Source organism: Pedobacter sp. JCM 36344 (genome assembly GCF_046546555.1).
In the GTDB taxonomy this organism is placed as follows: Bacteria; Bacteroidota; Bacteroidia; order Sphingobacteriales; family Sphingobacteriaceae; genus Pedobacter.
The window spans coordinates 77458-92261 of the sequence record NZ_JBKHKK010000014.1 but is presented as its reverse complement, the minus strand read 5'-3'; the positions used below and the strand labels follow the sequence as shown (position 1 = coordinate 92261).

The following is a 14804-nucleotide window of genomic DNA, read 5'->3' as shown; positions in this document are numbered from 1 at the left end:
GTTAGCTAATATTCTGAACTTTCTAACCAGCCGTTTGCCAATACATCGGCTAGATGCATCGTCTTTAGAGGAATTTCATTCTTATCAATATAGCCCTGGAGATGCATCAGACATGATAAATCTGTGGAAATCACATATTCTGCACCTTGTTCGAGGGCATTATTTACTTTCTGCTCAGCCATAGCAGAAGAAATAGCATCAAACTTCACCGAAAACGTACCGCCAAAACCGCAACACATATCCGTCTCTTTCATTTTTACCATCTCCAATCCATGCACTTTCGAGAGCAATAGCCTAGGCTCTTCTTTGATCTTACACTCCCTTAATCCGCTGCAAGAATCATGATAAACAGCCTTGCCCTCAAGCTCTGCCCCGAAATAGTCCTTTTTAAGCACATTGACCAGAAAGTCAGATAACTCAAAAATATTAGCTTGTATATTTCTGCATTTGTTATGAAGAGTAGTATTAGTAAACAGATCGTTATATCCACTTTTCACCATTCCAACGCAGGATGCTGATGGCGCAACAATGTAATCAGTTTCAGAGAAATCAGTCAAAAACTTGTTCCCGGTTTCTTTAGCCTGCTCCCAGTAACCGGCATTATAAGCTGGCTGACCACAACAGGTCTGTGATGAATTGTAAAACACCTCACAACCCGACTTCTCCAACAACTTTATGGTGTTAAATGCTGTTTCAGGATATAACTGATCCACGAAACATGGCACAAATAATTCTACTCTCATTAAATCACAGCTAGTTTCTTTTCAATATTTTTAAGCAAAAATAAGAACACCAATCCTATTACAAAAAACCCTGCTAAGGCGATAATAGAATTTCGCATACTTCCAGTGACCTCCTCAATAAATGCAAAGCTAAACAAACCAATAACTATTGCGAGTTTTTCAGTAACATCATAGAAACTGAAAAACGAAGTGGTATCCCGACTATCTTCTGGAATGTATTTAGAATAGGTTGATCTGGATAGCGACTGTATACCTCCCATAATCAAACCTACAAGTGCAGCCAGAGCATAGAACTGATATTCGTTAGCCACATAATAACCACAAAAACAAGCGCCAATCCAAATTATAACAACATAGATCAAAACCCTGACATTTCCAATCTTTTTTGCGAAATAAGACATTAGTATAGCACCTAAGATCGCAACAAGTTGTATGATCAATATGGTGGCAATAAGTTTGGACGTACCCAATTTTAAAGTCTTCTCTCCAAACCCAGCGGCAGCAAGCATAATAGTTTGTACGCCCATGGAGTAAAAAAAGAAAGCTAAAAGAAAAAGCTTCATAAAGTGCATTCCCGAAAGTTGGCTCCAGACTTTCTTCAATTCCTGAAATCCATTTTTCACAACGTTCTTATTGATCTTCTTGGAGCCAATATTTCCCGAAGGTAAGTTCTTAAACGGGATTTGCGCGAAAGCAATCCACCATATCCCTACCAATAAAAATGAAAGTCTTGCGGGGAATGAAGCATCTGTAATTCCAAACAACTCAGGCTTCAGGACAAAAAAAAAGCAGATTAATTGCAGTACGACGCTTCCAATATATCCGAACGCGAAGCCTTTCGCACTAACCTGATCTTGATGATCTGGTGTGGCAATCTCCGGTAAATATGAATTGCTAATTAACACGCCACCGATATACCCCATGGCCGCAATCACGAAGCAAATTATCCCTGTTTCCAAGGTTTCTAATCTAAAAAAGAACAATCCCATACAGGCAAATCCGCCCATATAAGTAAAAAACTTCATAAAGGTTTTTTTATTGCCCCGGTAATCCGCAATCGAAGAAAATATTGGCAATACGATAACCATCAATAAATACGCAAATGAAAGCGCATAATTAGATAGTGCGGTGTTAGTGAATTGGAAACCAAAAAAACTAACTTGATCACCATGTTGTTTGGTCGTGGTGATTATGGTGTAGTACGCTGGAAAAATAGTCGAAGTAATTACTAAATTGTAAGCAGAATTCGCCCAGTCGAAGAATGCCCAGGATCTAATAACTTTCCTATCGTTCTTCATTATCTAGTTGACTTTTTCTAACTTCGCAGATCCTGATTTCTTTTCATCAATCTTTTTTGGATTCCCTTTATAGTAAATTTCACTCGAACCATCAGTTTTGACAATAAGCTCATTCAACACATTTATACTGGCCTTACCATTTCCTGTAATGTGTATATCATAAACACCTGCAATAAAATTGTAAGCGGTGGTTTCAGATGACCCCGTAGTCGTGAGCTTGTGACTTCCCGACTGTCCAGATAAATTAAGCTTACCCCCTCCATCTAAATTGGTCTCCAGTTTGGCAACACTCAGGTCGAGGGAAACGTCATATGAACCAGAAAAACCTATTTTTAAATCCTTTCCGTTAATCAAGCCTTCGCTTCTAACATTTATCGCACCGGCGCCTTTAATCTCTTTCAACTCACCAATGCCGGCATAGATTACAATGGAGTCAGAACCACAATACGCTCCTTCTTTCATCGTTAAAGTCAATTTGGAACTACTCGACTCCACTTCAATGCGCCCCATAATTGCAGAATCTGCTTCTATCTTAATCAAATAGGTACTGTCTTGTTTCAAAATCAACCTGATTGCACCATTGACCTCAATTTCATCGAAAGGCTTTACAACTTTTCCATTGGCGATGCGAATACCTGAATCTTCAATACATCCTGAAGAGCATCCTGCCAAAAAAACAGTTATAAACAAGACAATGGCGAGTAATTTTTTCATATTTTTAAAGATAATAATTTTTACTGTCTGTTTTAATTTTACCTGCATTCAGCAGCTCCCTAATCCTCCCGAGTCGTTCCTGCTCTGTCCCTAACGTAATATCATTGACCAAATCAGCAAGCCCATAAAATTGGGTCTGTAATAATGTAGCGATCTCGTAATCGATTCTGTCATCGAGTTGCTTGTAATCGTCAGCCTTTTTTTCTGCAAGGCAAATATCGCAGACACCACATTTTTCTGCACCTACCTCATCGAAATAACTGAGCAATTGAATACTCCTGCATTCGAATTTAATGGCATAGGCCATTACAGCCTTGATTTGATCAGCCTGTACCTTTTTACGCAACTCAATATATTTTACATCCACATCCAAATGCAAGCGATCTACCCTCGCCCTAACAAATTGAAGTTGGGGCTGATCCGTTTGTGGTAAATATGACAATAACCTTTGCTCCTGCAAAAACTGTAGCTGACGAATAACATCTCTAAAAGAGCCACCCGTTTTCTTTGCGATTTCAGATTCCTGGATCTTTACATACACATCAAATGCCCCCCCATAAGATCTTAAAATAGCCTTAATTACTTTGTCGTATGCCACGTTTTCGATCTGAAACCGGTAAACATCCTCATGACCCACAAGAAATAGAACCCTGGATTGCAGGAAAATGTTTTCCGACAAAGTTACATAGCCATCATGCTCTAAAAATTTCAATGCCGCCATAGCCTTAACCACACCTATAGTAAAGCGCTTACAAAAATCCGCAAGATCAAAGTCACAAGTAATACCTTCTCCCGCGCCATAAGCAAGCTGAAAATAGCTTCCCAAATCGTGGTAAACTTTTTTTATCTCCTCCACTGATGGAAAACTATTAGCGTATTTAGACTCCAATGCCAATTGGTCTGACTTATTCGCCAGTAAAACACCATAAGATTTGTTCCCGTCCCTACCAGCTCTACCAGCTTCCTGGTAATAGGCTTCCAAACTCTCCGGCAGATCAAGATGCACTACAAAACGCACATCTGGCTTATCAATACCCATCCCAAACGCATTGGTTGCCACTATAACCTGAATCTTATTCTCCTTCCAGGAAGCCTGCTTAGTAAACCGTTCTTCTCTTTCTATTCCCGCATGATAGAAATCTGCAGATATCCCATTTCTCTGCAGAAACAGTGCAACTTCAGTAGTCTCACGCCTGTTCCGAACATAAACAAGCCCACTTCCTTTAACATTTTTAATAATCTTGATCAGACGCTTATACTTGTCTTCATCGCCTAAAACTACATAACTGAGGTTCTTCCGCGCAAAACTTTTCACAAAAACGTTTGCTGATCTTAGATTTAATTTCTCAGCTATATCCAATCTGACCCGCTGCGTAGCAGTTGCCGTGAGCGCCAATACCGGCACCTGGGGATGTATTTCTCTAAGCTCATTGATTTTTAAATAAGATGGTCTGAAATCGTATCCCCACTGAGAGATACAATGAGCCTCATCAACAGCTATCAGGTTAACATTCATATAAGAAATCCTGACCTTTACCAGTTCAGAAAGTAACCGTTCCGGCGACAGGTATAAAAATTTGATTTTGCCATAGATACAGTTGTCTAACAGGATGTCAATCTCCCTTTTACCCATTCCCGCATAAATTGCAACAGCCTCAATACCTTTAGCTTTCAAATGCTCCACCTGATCCTTCATTAGGGCGATGAGCGGAGAAATAACGACGCAAATTCCATCCATAGCCAAAGCAGGAAGTTGAAAGCAAAGGGACTTGCCACCACCTGTTGGCATTAAGGCCAACGTATCATGACCATCTAGTACGGAGTGAATGATTTCATCCTGTAATGGCCTAAAATTGTCAAATCCCCAATATCGTTTTAATAGCTCCGCTTCGTTCATACAATACCATCCAAAACTATAAAATTGAACTGATATTATTGTAAATTGCACCGCATATTACTACCTAGATTTATGAGAAGACTTTTACTTATAACTGCACTATTCTTATCGCAGCTCTCTCAAGCACAGGAAAAAACCTGGGACATAGAAAAATTCAAAGGACCGACCAAAAGTTTTACGATAGATACCGATGAAGGTACTTGGATGAACCTAGACGTAAGTTCAGATGGAAAGGAAATTGTATTTGATCTACTAGGAGACATTTACATCATGCCGATCGCCGGTGGCAACGCCATTATTTTGAGCGGCGGCATTGCCTGGGATGTTCAGCCAAGATTCAGTCCGAACGGAAAATATATTTCCTATACCAGCGACAAAAATGGGGCAGACAATATCTGGATCATGAACCGAGATGGTTCAAATAAGAAACAGATCACCAAAGAAAACTTCAGATTATTAAATAATGCTACCTGGACACCAAAAAGTGATTATTTGATCGCACGTAAGCATTTCACAGGAACCCGTTCTTTAGGTGCAGGAGAAATGTGGATGTATAGCATTTACGGTGGCGATGGCGTGCAACTAACTAAAAGAAAAAATGACCAGCAAGATGCTGGCGAGCCAAATGTTTCTCCAGACGGTCGCTATTTATATTTCAGTGAAGATGTCTCGCCTGGCCCTAATTTCGAATACAGCAAAGATCCCAATGGATTGATCTATGCCATTCGACAGCTTGACATGACCACGGGAAGGTTGACAAACCTGATCGTACAAGACGGTGGAGCTGTACGTCCTCAGGTTTCACCGGACGGTAAGATGATGGCCTACGTAAAAAGAGTCAGGTTAAAATCTGTCTTATATGTGCAAAACTTAAGCACTGGCGAAGAATGGCCGCTTACGGAAGACCTTAGCCACGACCAGCAAGAAACCTGGGCCATCTTTGGCGTGTATCCAAATTTTGCCTGGACTCCAGATAACCGAAATATCATCTTTTATGCCAAAGGGAAGTTGAAAAAGATTGAACTGGCCTCTCTGGTAACTGTAGAGATTCCTTTTAAAGTAAGTAGCAAGCAAATTGTTCAGGAGTCACTGCATTTCCCACATCAGGTTTTTGAAGGTGACTTTACCTCAAAAATGATCAGACAACTCACCACTTCAGCAGATGGCAAATTCGTAGTATTTAATGCTGTTGGGGTACTTTACAAAAAGGAACTTCCTAATGGCAAACCGGAACGGATCACTGCAGGCTTTGATTTTGAATTTGAGCCCGATATCAGTCCGGATGGCAAATTTGTTATTTATAGCGCATGGAATGATGAGTTTAAAGGCGCGATCAAAAGGGCTGATCTTAAAACAGGAAAAACAACTACCCTTACTGATGAAAAGGGCTTTTATTACTCACCATCCTACTCCACTAAAGGAGACCGAATTGTATTCAGAAAAGGTGTTGGGAATGATGTGCTTGGATATGCTTATGGTAAGGGGACCGGTATTTTTGTGATGTCGGTTAACGGCGGTGCAAAAACATTAGTATCTGAAAGTGGCATAAAGCCACAGTTCAACGCCGATGACAGCCGTATTTTTTTCCAGGGTTATGATGCTGGCAAAAAAGCATTAAAAAGTATAGACGTAATAGGTTCAAATGAAAGAACGCATTACACCTCAACATATGCTACCCAGTTCTCCCCTAGTCCTGATGGAAAGTGGATGGCTTTTACAGAACTTTTCAATGTGTACATTACCCCAATGGTGACCACTGGAACAGCGCTGGATCTATCTTCTGGTAACAAATCTATTCCCCTGATAAAAGTCACTAAAGATGCCGGAACGTACCTGCATTGGAGCGGGGACAGTAACAAACTATTTTGGACCCTTGGCGACCAATACTTTTCGAGAGAGATCAAGAACACTTTTAACTTCGTTGAAGGAGCGCCACAAAAGCTACCCGCACTAGACAGCACAGGCATCGCAATGGGGTTACAGCTTAAGTCTGACGCCCCTACTGGTATCACTGCACTAAAAGGTGCCAGGATTGTTACCATGAAAGGTGACGACGTAATTGAAGAAGGTACAATACTAATTGAAAATAACAAGATCATTGCAATCGGAAAAGTTGGAGATGTCGCAGTTCCGGCAACTGCACGCGTAGTTGATGTTACCGGAAAAACCATAATGCCCGGTATTGTTGATGTCCATGCACATTTAAGGACTAGTCCGGATGGAATATCACCGCAGCAAGACTGGTCATACCTAGCTAACCTCGCCTTTGGAGTAACTACAGCTCATGACCCTTCGAGCAATACTGAGATGGTATTCAGCCAGTCTGAAATGATCAAAGCCGGACGATTAGTCGGTCCCCGCTTGTATTCTACAGGTTCCATCTTATATGGAGCAGACGGAGATTTCAAGGTGGTAATTAATAGCCTTGATGATGCTCTTTCTCACCTCCGTAGACTGAAAGCTGTTGGTGCCTTTTCCGTGAAGTCATACAACCAGCCACGCAGAGACCAGCGCCAGCAGATATTGGAAGCTGCACGACTCCTTAAAATGGAAGTGGTTCCAGAGGGAGGCTCCACATTTTTCACCAATATGAATATGATTGTTGACGGTCATACCGGAATTGAGCACAGCCTACCTGTTGCCCCGGTGTATAAAGATGTGTTGTCCTTATGGAACAAGACAAATGTCGGTTACACCCCTACCCTTATTGTAAGCTACGGCGCCCAATGGGGAGAAAACTACTGGTACGACCGCACCAACGTTTGGGAGAATGAGCGATTGATGGCCTTTACTCCCCGTCCAATCATAGATTCGCGTGCGAGAAGAAGAACTACCTCTGAATATGGAGATTACGGACATATCGATGTTTCCAAAGCAGTTAAGCAGATTGCTGATGGAGGCACCAAAATAAATCTTGGAGCCCATGGTCAGATTCAGGGATTAGGTGCACACTGGGAGCTATGGATGTTTGTTCAGGGCGGCATGAGCCCATTGCAAGCAATTAGAAATGCGACTATACATGGAGCCTCTTATCTTGGTATGGACAAAGAAATCGGCTCTCTTGAAACTGGAAAGCTTGCAGATTTAGTGATCATGGATGCAAACCCACTGGAAGACATCAGAAACTCCGAGAAAATAAAGTACGTGATGATCAACGGTCGCCTGTATGACAGTCTATCAATGAATGAGATCGGCGGTCGCGAGAAATTGAGGGGAAAACTTTGGTTTGAAAGTGGAAAGGGGATGATGTACAGCTTCCCAACAAGAACCTCTGAAACCTGGACTTACACCGTACCGAACTGCGATTAGAGCGACTAATAGAAATATTCTACAATCATCTGTAGATGAAAGAATAAACAGAAGTACTGACCTTTCCGCTTCCTGAGATGCTTGTTCTCCTTTTTTACAGTAAACTGCCAGAAAATTTCTCAAAAACAAAAGGTTCCCAATCTTGAAGCTTTCAGTAAACTTTGTGGGTATGTCAGATATTTCCATCCTTCGGACGAAGCAGCAAACCTAAACTGGGAAAAATTTATTTACTACGGAAGCAAGGAGGTAGAGAATGCGAGCAATCAAAAAGAGCTTCAAAAAACTTAATGGTTATTCAATCCCATTGCGCCGTCGGTTCTGATCGTGCAAAACAAAATGGCAAAGTCTTTCGACACAAAATCAATTACACCGACCAATATAGAAGGGTTGAAAGAGATCACATGGCAGCATTACGGCATAGGTAACGATGGAAGCTTGTATAAAAGTGCAAGAACAAATCGCAATATTAAGATTAAAGATCCTAGAAGCGCAAAGTTTGGCGTAACAACAAGCTATCTCTAGATCCAGTAGCATACCGAGGGGAAAAATTCAGGTTAAAGGGTTGGATGAGAACTGAGGTTATAAATGGTCAAGGTCAGATTTGGGTGAGAGTAGATCGTGAAATAAATGATCGTGGCTTTTTCAACAACATGGATGATAGACCTGTAAAATCGAAAGAATGGAAACCCTATGAAATAGCCGAAACAATTTACGTCGATGCAAAAGGTTTTGTATCTGGTGCTTTCTTAGTTGGTGAAGGGAAAGTTTGGGTGGATAACTTTACGCTCGAGATAGAGGAAAATGAATTCTGGCAGAAAGTACTCTTACTAAACAGCTCATTTGAGCAAAAGAATCCTGAAGGATGGTCAACTGCGTCTGGAAGGTATAAGTTCGAAACGGTAAAAGATTCTGGTACCGATGGTCAGCAAGCCTTACTTATTTCCGATAATTCAAGTTATGAAGTGATTGAGAGCCTCTTCCACGAAAAGCCTGTTTTTGGCAGTTACTTCTCAAAAAGCATAGTCAACGGTCATTCTTGTGTTGTTCCAAAAGTGTTGCTTGGAAATGATAGACAAATTTACTCGGCAGCTAATGCCACGCAATTACTACAATTATTGAAAAAGATCAACGACAACACTCCTGAAATTATAGTGACCACAATGTTTATGCTTGGAAAAATAAGTGATGATAATTCTGAATATGTAAAACCCAAAAAAGGGAAAAGAGGTTGTGGTGACCATTGGCACTCCTCCTTCAATTAAATAGTTTCCTGCTGGTTACCAATCCCATATCAACCAGAATAATCGCCATTTAAAATTAGCTAAGTGAAACTCTCGATAATTCCTTTAAGCTGATTAGCTTGAATTACTCCGCTTTTTCGCCACTTAATAGCACCATTTTGAAATAGGATTAGCGTAGGCACTCCCTGGATGTTAAATTGCTTGGATACTTCCGGATTCTTGTCTACGTCCACTTTCAAAATAGTTGCTGTCTCTCCTAGCATAGTTTTTATCTGCGATAAAATTGGCACCATCATTTTGCAGGGACCACATCATTCTGCAGAGAAACCTACTAGAACAGGTTTTTCTGCATTTATAATATCTTGGAACTTAGCCATCAGTTTTAATTTGTAGATTGAACAGATCGAAGATAGGATTTGTTCTATAATACGGAGCGTTTCAGATAGGCTATCTAATTAAAAAGCGGGAATGATCAATTTAAACATTCCCACTAATTAAAATTAACGCTCTCAATTATACAGGCGCTCTAATAAATTGTTTATTGTATTTGGCAGTAAATATATTATTGATTTGATTTTAAAGACAGGCTTAAAATTGGAAAAGGCTTCCCTGCGTGGTCGGTTTCGAATCGATCAAATGCTTCAAATCCTAAACTTTTGTAAAACCTCAGCGCCTGGGCATTTTGTTCGTTCACGTCGACTTGAGTGACATTACGTTCAAGGATGGCAAAATTGATGAGGGTTTTTCCAATGCCTTGCTTCATAAAAGCCGGATGAACAAATAACATTTGAATCAACTTATCTTGCAGCCCGATGAAACCAGCAATTGTGTTCTTCTTCTTAACGAAATACAAATCCAAATTTTCAAAGTAGTTCCCTCCTATTAGCTGTTTATAAGCTTGGATATCATCTTCGCCAAGAAAGTCATGCGTAGCTCTTACAGAGACCTCCCAAACGTTAAGAAGTTCATCGTGGTCTTGGACTGAGGCAGGTATGATCATCATAGTACTGCAAAGATAGCTATCAGAAAATAGGAAGCTTTGAAAACTAGCAAAAGCTACTAGAACGACTTAGCTTTCTTAACAGCTTTTAACCATTCCCTCGACATCAATTCATGACCTGCAGGCATTGGGTGAATTCCATCCCAGATCCAGTAATCTGCAGGGGCTTTTTTAAGGGCTTCATCGAATGCGCTTTGAAAGGGTACAAATACCGCATCGAATTCTTGAGCAATAGCCTTTGTCACAACTTGTCGGGCACTAACCTCCTCATGCCAGCGATTCCATTTGTCCTTTATGGTACCCACCGGTAAAAGAAACGGCTCGCAGATCACAAATTTGATATTGGAATTGTCTTTTTTGGTTCTGATCAATAGGTCGCGATAACCTTCTTTGTAACTTTCCGTTGTATAAAGGGGATTGTCTTTTACTGCTTCATTGGCGTCATTAATCCCTATTAAGATACTTAATACATCTGGATCGATATCCAAGGTATCTGTTTGCCATCTAGCGGCGAGATCAGGAACTTTGTGTCCGCTAACTCCACGGTTTATGAAGTGGAACTTGCGTTCCGGCTGTTCAAACCACAACTTACTGGATATGATGTATTGATAGCCATGCCCCATGAGATGATTCCAATCGTTATTTCTGGTACGATTTCCATCAGTAATTGAATCCCCCTGAAATAATATTTTTAAATCTGTGATATAGGTTGAGGGGTTAAAGCGATTGGTTGCACTTTCAATTGTTGGGAGTCCGGCTGCTGCAGTTAAAAGAATGGAGCTTTTTAGGAAGTTTCTACGGGAATTGTTATTCATCTTGTTATTTGGTTATCGCGGTTAATTGAGCAACGAATTAATAAAAAAAGCAGACCTCTAACGAAGCCTGCTCCAACTATTCGTCAATATATACCCCTATAGTTTGACTTAGTTCTAACACACTAATGTAACAGTTGTTTTACTGTTAAACGAATTATTTTTTGTCATGCTTGCAATGCCTTCTTTGGTAGTCGGCTAGTTCTTATACTCCATGTTGTTGGGCCATTTCATCATGCCGATTTGGGTCAGTTTCTCGAAAATTTCGCATCATAACCTGCCAATCCAAAACTCCCGGCAGCTGCTGATACCTTCGCTGGGTCTTAACTGCTTCTGTAGCATGCGTTATCGGTAGCAAAGAGATATTCACCTAATTCCTGGAATGCATCCCAGTATTCCTGGGAGTGATGATACTATTTCTCACCTACAAGAAATTTAAGTTTAGCAACATTTCACTGGTCATAAGTGCATTTCACGAATTAATCAAATGGTTAGTTTCCCTCAATACAGGAGAATCAGGTGATGATTTCTTAGGCACGCGGGGTGACATTTGGGATGCCCAAACTGACATGCTTACTGCTCAGATTGGCGCAACACTTGCGGTATTATTGTTCAGCAAGATTCAGAAAAAGTCAATTTCGCGGCTTAACCCACCAGTGTGAAGCCGGCATCAGACTGTTTAAAATCACTTTTTCACCTATCATTGGGGTAATAACTTTCAGATGCAACATCTCAGCCATTTTCAGCAGCCTATCAATAGGCTCATCCCATGCATGAGTTGCAAGACAAAATTTACCCCAGTGGACGGGAAACAATACCTTGGCTTTCAGCTCGATCGCCACCTTTGCGGTTTCCTCTGGCATCATATGAATATTGGCCCAGGATGTATTATACTGTCCATTATCTAAAATCGCCAAGTCGAAAGGACCGTAATCATTACCAATCTTTGCAAAATGTTTATCATAACCAGAATCTCCTCCCAGATAAATACTAGAATTACCTGATTTAAATATGAAGGAAGACCATAGTGTTTTATTACGTACGATTCCACGTCCCGAAAAACGCCTTGCAGGAGCAGCGATAAACTGAACATCAGAGCCCAGCTTTACCCTCTCCCACCAGTCTAACTCTTTTATTTTCTCCGCAGGAACGCCCCAATATTCAAGATGAGCACCTACCGCTAGTGAGGTCACAAACACACCTACCCTATCTTTCAATTTTAAAATCGTTTCGTAATCCAGGTGATCATAATGATCGTGGCTAATCAGCATCACGTCGATACGTGACATATCCTCTGCTTTATAAATATCTGCTCCATCAAAAGCTTTAGCACCCGCCCAACTCACTGGAGAAGTTCTGCCGCAAAAAATAGGATCAACCAAAATATTTACGCCATTCACCTGTAAGAGATAAGACGAGTGGCCAAACCAGGTAAGTTCAGGTTTATCTGAAGCTGTCACTTTGAAATCACGTTTTACTGTGGGCAACATAAAATCAGGAGCTTTACGTTCATGCTTCACAAATAGCAAGTATACATAACTTTAAAAAATGTGCCCCTCCTGTAAATGTGGGTGTTTCATTTTGATTACGAAAAATACCATTCACGAATTGGGGAGATTTCTTTATTATCTCTAAACGTGCTCCAGATGGCACTTTTCCGAAAGATGCTTGTTGTAAAAATAGGAATACAGCGAGTGCCAGTACGCTAAGAATTAAAAATAATACAATCATAGTTCGTTTGAATGTTCTGTTTAGTTTCATCAATAAAACCTTATCGTAGTCTTTCCGGTAAATCAAAAGTAAATGTTATCTTGCAATAACGACGCATCTCATGAGACTAAACCAATAGTGTCCTAAACGTTTTTTTATTTAGATAAAATCCCTACCTAAGGTCAAGTCTGGGATATTTGAGGATTTTTAGAAAATAATTCCCTGTGTGCAAGAATTAGGCATTGTTGGTGGTGGTTCATCGAAAGGTTTATCTAACCATTGCTGTAGGTTTATTTTAACGAATATATTCAGCCTGATGAACGCCACCAAATTTGAGAGGTGCCATTTATATTTAGCCATCGCCTTGAGTGCTTTTAAAATGAGGATGGTAATCAGGGCGGTCCAGATTTGGATCATCACCGCGTTTTCAGTTGTTCCCACAAAGGATTTAATATGCAGGTTCTGCTTAATTTCTCGGAAGAAGATTTCAATTTGCCATCTGGTTTTATAAAGCTTGCTAATTGTGTTGGCTGTCCATGACATTTGATTGGTAATGAGCTCTATGGTTTGTTTGTTTTGCTCATCCCACACGGCCACTCTTCTAAGCTTCTTTCCATATTTCTCCTTAGATGCCAGGTTTTTGAGTTCAATGAGTTCATCGATCATGATGTTCTGGTGCCTGTTTTGGGGTAGGGTAATTTCGCCCTTAGAGATATATTGAAGGTTTTCTTTATGCCTGATGACAAAAAACACACCCTTACTGTCCCAGATATTAAGGAGATAAAAATCGTTGTAAAAACGGTCTGCTACAATTACACTCCACTTAACAAGAGGCACTTTATACGCTCCTCTGTTATCGGCTGTTTTGCCATTTGTGATATTCACGTAAGCAGGCAGATTACCATCGTAATCCAATAGGGTGTACATTTTAATTGCTCCCTTGGCGGTTTTGTACTTTGCCCAGTCAAATAAGGACAGGCCTAAACTTATGGTGGTGGAGTCCAGCAAGAAAATTTTGGACTTGATCCTGAACTTCACCTGCTTAAAGCCGGCTTGCTGTCCCAGACTTTCCAAAAGGCAGAAATAATAATCTTTAAACAGGTTATGGTCCCTGTGCTTGTTCTGGTAACTCACACTGGATTTCGAAGGAACCTTTGTTATCCCCATATGATTTAAATTTCCTGTAGCAGATCGAAGACCGTTACTGATATCACGAACCGACTGGCTTTTTGCAAATTGACAGAACAGCATGGAAACCAAATGAGTCCAGCTATTATAACCCTTATTGTGCTTGTCTGATCCTTGACTCAAAGTCAGTTTATTGAACTTAGACCGGTCTAATTTTGATATAATTTGTGAAAATAATGTTATGTTTATCATTGAGAAAGGGTGTTTGTTTTTTGCACCACAAAGGTAACTTTGTGTTAAAACTTTCCCTTTCTCTTTTTTGCGTTTAGGACGCTATTGATTACATATATGCAGTAGCATTCTATATTGACAATATTCATGTTTCTGGCGGACCAGAATCTTTCAACGTATTGCCAGGGATAATTTTGGGCATTGCCGTTCCACACGAAAATGTGACGTGGTTTGCAACTAAGATCAACCCAGGCACTGTAAACAAAAAAGTTGCAGGGGCCCCAACAAAGGGCAAACCTGTGAATAACAAGCAGCTAATAGATGATATTTTAAAGGCAATCAGCAACTATGCCGATTGCACAATGATTGCGCTCAAAGGATTAATATTGTAGTTTAATTTAAAAAAATGGTTACGCTTAGGGAGCAACCGTTTCAATGTCTGAAGCTGAATCGTTTTTATTCTCTTCTTCAGAATCTTTATCTTCAGATTCAGCAGGTTCTTCTTCCTTGTTATCCTCGGTCTTCTCATACAACGCGTAAGGTTCTTTGTTATCCTCACCCTCTGGCTTATCAGCTTCAGACCTTTCGTCTGCCTCTTTGGATGCTTCGTTATCAACGCGGTGGTTATACTTTTGATCATTAGGTTGTCCGTCCTTCTCCGTATCGGGAGTCACAGTTTCGATATGTAAGTGCGCATTTTCGTTGTTGCTTTCCATTTCCT

General features: G+C 40.5%; 14 protein-coding genes and 1 pseudogene. 5 read left to right on the top strand and 10 right to left on the bottom strand.

What is annotated here, in order from left to right; translation table 11 throughout:
- Positions 1–5: 5 nt before the first annotated feature.
- From ACHFIZ_RS14075 to ACHFIZ_RS14060, 4 genes are read right to left on the bottom strand one after another with little or no spacing between them, the layout of a single operon-like run.
- Complete coding sequence (locus ACHFIZ_RS14075; protein WP_410886915.1) at positions 6–743, bottom strand: (Fe-S)-binding protein; 738 nt, start codon at positions 741–743, stop codon at positions 6–8.
- A complete protein-coding gene (locus ACHFIZ_RS14070) occupies positions 743–2041 on the bottom strand; it encodes an MFS transporter (RefSeq protein WP_410886914.1) in 1299 nt (432 codons plus the stop codon). Before ACHFIZ_RS14070 ends, ACHFIZ_RS14075 begins: the two co-directional genes overlap by 1 nt.
- A gap of 3 nt (positions 2042–2044) precedes the next feature.
- Positions 2045–2755 carry a head GIN domain-containing protein gene (locus tag ACHFIZ_RS14065; RefSeq protein WP_410886912.1) on the bottom strand — a complete coding sequence of 237 codons (711 nt, stop codon included), beginning with the start codon at positions 2753–2755 and terminating at the stop codon, positions 2045–2047.
- Between the two features lie 4 nt (positions 2756–2759).
- Positions 2760–4652 carry an ATP-dependent DNA helicase RecQ gene (locus ACHFIZ_RS14060; RefSeq protein ID WP_410886910.1) on the bottom strand — a complete coding sequence of 631 codons (1893 nt, stop codon included), beginning with the start codon at positions 4650–4652 and terminating at the stop codon, positions 2760–2762.
- A 72-nt stretch (positions 4653–4724) separates the two neighbouring features.
- Here ACHFIZ_RS14060 and ACHFIZ_RS14055 point away from each other — a divergent pair, with 72 nt between their 5' ends.
- The 3 genes from ACHFIZ_RS14055 (at position 4725) to ACHFIZ_RS14045 (ending at position 9223) form a co-directional block, all read left to right on the top strand.
- Positions 4725–7961, top strand: a complete 3237-nt coding sequence (locus ACHFIZ_RS14055; RefSeq protein WP_410886908.1) for an amidohydrolase family protein — start codon at positions 4725–4727, stop codon at positions 7959–7961.
- A 336-nt stretch (positions 7962–8297) separates the two neighbouring features.
- A complete protein-coding gene (locus ACHFIZ_RS14050) occupies positions 8298–8483 on the top strand; it encodes a hypothetical protein (RefSeq protein WP_410886906.1) in 186 nt (61 codons plus the stop codon).
- Positions 8484–8527: 44 nt separating this feature from the next.
- Complete coding sequence (locus tag ACHFIZ_RS14045) at positions 8528–9223, top strand: hypothetical protein (RefSeq protein WP_410886904.1); 696 nt, start codon at positions 8528–8530, stop codon at positions 9221–9223.
- Positions 9224–9282: 59 nt separating this feature from the next.
- Here ACHFIZ_RS14045 and ACHFIZ_RS14040 read toward each other — a convergent pair.
- The 3 genes and pseudogenes from ACHFIZ_RS14040 to ACHFIZ_RS14030 all read right to left on the bottom strand — a co-directional run.
- Positions 9283–9501 (bottom strand): annotated as a pseudogene (locus tag ACHFIZ_RS14040) (thioredoxin family protein); the annotation flags it as partial.
- Positions 9502–9764: 263 nt separating this feature from the next.
- Positions 9765–10205 carry a GNAT family N-acetyltransferase gene (locus tag ACHFIZ_RS14035; RefSeq protein WP_410886903.1) on the bottom strand — a complete coding sequence of 147 codons (441 nt, stop codon included), beginning with the start codon at positions 10203–10205 and terminating at the stop codon, positions 9765–9767.
- Positions 10206–10261: 56 nt separating this feature from the next.
- Positions 10262–11017, bottom strand: a complete 756-nt coding sequence (locus ACHFIZ_RS14030) for a GDSL-type esterase/lipase family protein (RefSeq protein WP_410886901.1) — start codon at positions 11015–11017, stop codon at positions 10262–10264.
- A 404-nt stretch (positions 11018–11421) separates the two neighbouring features.
- Between ACHFIZ_RS14030 and ACHFIZ_RS14025 the strand changes: the two genes are divergently transcribed.
- Complete coding sequence (locus ACHFIZ_RS14025) at positions 11422–11676, top strand: DUF2238 domain-containing protein (protein WP_410886899.1); 255 nt, start codon at positions 11422–11424, stop codon at positions 11674–11676.
- Here the strand turns inward: ACHFIZ_RS14025 and ACHFIZ_RS14020 are convergent.
- Positions 11647–12504, bottom strand: coding sequence for an MBL fold metallo-hydrolase (locus ACHFIZ_RS14020; protein WP_410886897.1), 858 nt, complete (start codon positions 12502–12504; stop codon positions 11647–11649). The two genes, ACHFIZ_RS14025 and ACHFIZ_RS14020, sit on opposite strands and share 30 nt — an antisense overlap.
- A gap of 427 nt (positions 12505–12931) precedes the next feature.
- On the bottom strand, positions 12932–14104 hold the full coding sequence (locus tag ACHFIZ_RS14015) for an IS4 family transposase (RefSeq protein WP_410886896.1): 1173 nt from the start codon (positions 14102–14104) through the stop codon (positions 12932–12934).
- 83 nt (positions 14105–14187) lie between these two features.
- Between ACHFIZ_RS14015 and ACHFIZ_RS14010 the strand changes: the two genes are divergently transcribed.
- Positions 14188–14475, top strand: a complete 288-nt coding sequence (locus ACHFIZ_RS14010; RefSeq protein ID WP_410886960.1) for a GLPGLI family protein — start codon at positions 14188–14190, stop codon at positions 14473–14475.
- A 24-nt stretch (positions 14476–14499) separates the two neighbouring features.
- Here the strand turns inward: ACHFIZ_RS14010 and ACHFIZ_RS14005 are convergent, their stop codons facing one another.
- A complete protein-coding gene (locus ACHFIZ_RS14005) occupies positions 14500–14799 on the bottom strand; it encodes a hypothetical protein (protein ID WP_410886894.1) in 300 nt (99 codons plus the stop codon).
- Between the last annotated feature and the right edge of the window lie 5 nt (positions 14800–14804).

What these genes read in the sequence shown, in the direction of transcription:
- ACHFIZ_RS14075 (WP_410886915.1), bottom strand. Translation starts at nt 743, where the DNA reads ATGAGAGTAGAATTATTTGTGCCATGTTTCGTGGATCAGTTATATCCT.
- ACHFIZ_RS14070 (WP_410886914.1), bottom strand. Translation starts at nt 2,041, where the DNA reads ATGAAGAACGATAGGAAAGTTATTAGATCCTGGGCATTCTTCGACTGG.
- ACHFIZ_RS14065 (WP_410886912.1), bottom strand. Translation starts at nt 2,755, where the DNA reads ATGAAAAAATTACTCGCCATTGTCTTGTTTATAACTGTTTTTTTGGCA.
- ACHFIZ_RS14060 (WP_410886910.1), bottom strand. Translation starts at nt 4,652, where the DNA reads ATGAACGAAGCGGAGCTATTAAAACGATATTGGGGATTTGACAATTTT.
- ACHFIZ_RS14055 (WP_410886908.1), top strand. Translation starts at nt 4,725, where the DNA reads ATGAGAAGACTTTTACTTATAACTGCACTATTCTTATCGCAGCTCTCT.
- ACHFIZ_RS14050 (WP_410886906.1), top strand. Translation starts at nt 8,298, where the DNA reads ATGGCAAAGTCTTTCGACACAAAATCAATTACACCGACCAATATAGAA.
- ACHFIZ_RS14045 (WP_410886904.1), top strand. Translation starts at nt 8,528, where the DNA reads ATGAGAACTGAGGTTATAAATGGTCAAGGTCAGATTTGGGTGAGAGTA.
- ACHFIZ_RS14035 (WP_410886903.1), bottom strand. Translation starts at nt 10,205, where the DNA reads ATGATGATCATACCTGCCTCAGTCCAAGACCACGATGAACTTCTTAAC.
- ACHFIZ_RS14030 (WP_410886901.1), bottom strand. Translation starts at nt 11,017, where the DNA reads ATGAATAACAATTCCCGTAGAAACTTCCTAAAAAGCTCCATTCTTTTA.
- ACHFIZ_RS14025 (WP_410886899.1), top strand. Translation starts at nt 11,422, where the DNA reads ATGATACTATTTCTCACCTACAAGAAATTTAAGTTTAGCAACATTTCA.
- ACHFIZ_RS14020 (WP_410886897.1), bottom strand. Translation starts at nt 12,504, where the DNA reads ATGTTGCCCACAGTAAAACGTGATTTCAAAGTGACAGCTTCAGATAAA.
- ACHFIZ_RS14015 (WP_410886896.1), bottom strand. Translation starts at nt 14,104, where the DNA reads ATGATAAACATAACATTATTTTCACAAATTATATCAAAATTAGACCGG.
- ACHFIZ_RS14005 (WP_410886894.1), bottom strand. Translation starts at nt 14,799, where the DNA reads ATGGAAAGCAACAACGAAAATGCGCACTTACATATCGAAACTGTGACT.